At 64.5% G+C, this 1,583-nt stretch carries 2 protein-coding genes; both read right to left on the reverse strand.

Annotated elements, in window-relative coordinates; all coding sequences use genetic code 11:
• Window positions 1–142 precede the first annotated feature (142 nt).
• A complete protein-coding gene (locus tag V6M52_RS16540) occupies window positions 143–1,144 on the reverse strand; it encodes an IS30 family transposase (RefSeq protein WP_332701896.1) in 1,002 nt (333 codons plus the stop codon).
• Between the two features lie 107 nt (window positions 1,145–1,251).
• Window positions 1,252–1,583 (reverse strand): hypothetical protein (locus tag V6M52_RS16545; protein WP_332701898.1); only part of this gene is annotated, 332 nt, incomplete at its 5' end.

A 1,583-nucleotide genomic window follows, 5' to 3' on the forward strand; every position in this document is an offset into this window, starting at 1 on the left:
CTCGCCAGGATGTAGACATAGCCGCCGTACCGCATGGCCGTCTCCTACACGACATCGCGTGACCCGCGAAATCATGCCAACACCCTCACCACCTCGAAATGTCCCTAATTATCGTCATCCCCGCGAAGGCGGGGAGATGGATTCACGTTTGAAGTGCAACGGTTGAGTGGAAGCTGGAGAATGCCTCGGCTGGGGTTTTGAAGTCGAGGCATTTCCGGGGGGTATGATTGTAGGCGTGGGCGATTTGGCGGAGGTTGGGGGCGATCTGGTGGGGGCTGGTTTTTCTGGGGAGCCATCGCCGCAGGCGTCCGATGGCGTTTTCGACGCCGCCTTTTTGCCAGGGGGAATGGGGGTCGCAGAAGAAGGTTGGGGTACGGGTTTTGCGGGCGATGTGGCCATGGGCTGCGAACTCGGATCCGTTGTCGAAGGTGATGGAGCGGCGCAGGCGCTTGGGGAGGCGCCCGAGCTTTGTCGCGATGCGTTGGGCGGTGGGTTCGGCTTTGCGATCGGGGGGATGATCGAGGAAGAGATATCGCGAGCTGCGTTCGTGGAGGACGAGCAGGTTCTGGCCATAGGTGGCAAACAGCATGAAGTCGGCTTCCCAATGGCCGGGGACCGCGCGGTCGTCGGCTTCGGCGGACCGTAAGTCGATCGATTGCCGGTCCTTGATGCGGTCGACGGCGCTGCCGCCTTTGCGCCCCTTGCGGCCGCGGCGCCATTTCTGCCGGGGCAGGAGGCGGTGCCAATAATCCTTCTGGCCCGATCGATGATAGGCGTAGCGATAGATTGACTCGTGGCTGATGCGCAGCTCTGCTTGCTCGAGCGTCAGCCGGCCGGCGATCTGTTCGGGAGACCATCCCATCGCAAGGCGGCCTTTCACCAGCTCGCGCAGGTCCGGCTGGCGCACCAGCTTGAAGCGGCCGTCCCATCGTCGTCGGCGCTCGGCGAGCTTTTGAGCGCGAACCGGCGCATAGCCATCCGACCAGGCCTTGGTCTTCTTGCCGTTGCGCCTGATTTCCCGACTGATCGTCGAGGGCGCACGGCCCAGCGCCGCCGCGATCGCCCTTTGAGATTTACCGGCTGCATGCAGCCGGTAAATCTCAACCCGCTCCTCAAGGCAGAGCTGCCCGTAATCTTCTCCCATCGCCACAACACCTCTACCAGGTGTTGCACTTGTTCCGTGAACTCAGGGGACCCATTTCGGCTGCTGTGAGAATGGGTCCCCGCCTTCGCGGGGATGACGAAAAAAGCTCACATCACCGTCGGCTGATCCGCCGGCAGCTTGATCTCGGCCGGATAGCCGACCGGCGTCGTCGGCACCTCGACCAGCTCGGGCTTGGCGTTGCGGCGGTCGCTCGGCGCAACGGGAAGGCCGAGGCTGAACAGCTTGCCGCCGGCGAAGCCGAGCTTCACCGCCTCGCGCCGGGTCTCGCCGTTGATCATCCACGCTTGCGTGCCGTCCCACAGCACCGGCGGCAGCGATCCGCCGGCCGCCGCCGCCAACTCCTTGCCGCCGGCGAAATCCGGGTCCCAGCCGCCGCGGCCGAACTTGTTGGCGCCGATGAACACCTCGCGCGGCAGCG

This window comes from Devosia sp., from assembly GCF_036676215.1.
Classification (GTDB): Bacteria; Pseudomonadota; Alphaproteobacteria; order Rhizobiales; family Devosiaceae; genus Devosia.

What these genes read in the sequence shown, in the direction of transcription:
- V6M52_RS16540 (WP_332701896.1), bottom strand. Translation starts at nt 1,144, where the DNA reads ATGGGAGAAGATTACGGGCAGCTCTGCCTTGAGGAGCGGGTTGAGATT.